Below are 610 nucleotides of genomic sequence, written 5' to 3'. Positions count from 1 at the left end.
GGCTCCGGGGCGAAGACGCTCCACGACTGGCCGAACATCGGCAGCATGTATCCGGCGAGGACCTCCTGCGTGGGGATCTCCCGCAGGGCGGAGTACGGAGCGATCCAGAGGAAGGAGGCTCCGACGTGCCAGAGCGTCAGGAGGCATGCCCCGAACGCGATCAGCTTGACCCACCACGCGGGCCGCGGTCTCGCCTCTTCCGCGGGCTCGTCCGTGATGTCGGATTCGGATTCTGTCTGTGTTGTCGTGGTCATTGTGCGCACCTTCCTGACCGCCGAGAGGTGTCGGGGCCGCCGTGCGCGGCGGCCCCGACGAGGGTGTCGCTACTCGACCATGGGGTCGTTCGCGACGGTCTGCGCTCGGCGCCGGCCGAACCTGACGGCTCCGAGACCGAGCACCAGCATCAGCGCTGCGAGAGCGATCCAGCCGCCCTGCACCTGACCGCCCGTGGTGGCGAGCCCGGAGGCCACCACCTGGAAGGTCGCAGCCACGCTGCCGGAGCTCGCGCCGGTGAGCGTCACCGTGTGAGTGCCCAGGTCGTAGCCGGCCGGGATCGTCCAGGTGAAGGTGACGGTGCCCTGCGCGTTCGCGATCTGCGTGCCCAGTGCGA

The 610-nt window shown here is 69.7% G+C and carries 1 protein-coding gene and 1 pseudogene; both read right to left on the bottom strand.

What is annotated here, in order from left to right:
- The coding region (locus AUC47_RS09745; RefSeq protein WP_256999506.1) for a DUF5819 family protein at positions 1-254 on the bottom strand (254 nt) is incomplete at its 3' end.
- A 69-nt stretch (positions 255-323) separates the two neighbouring features.
- Positions 324-610 (bottom strand): annotated as a pseudogene (locus AUC47_RS16740) (hypothetical protein); the annotation flags it as partial.

The sequence above is a fragment of the Microbacterium sp. SZ1 genome, assembly GCF_002362255.1.
Classification (GTDB): Bacteria; Actinomycetota; Actinomycetes; order Actinomycetales; family Microbacteriaceae; genus Microbacterium.
Note: the sequence above shows the minus strand (reverse complement) of the source record. Positions and strands in the feature narration are given on the sequence as shown.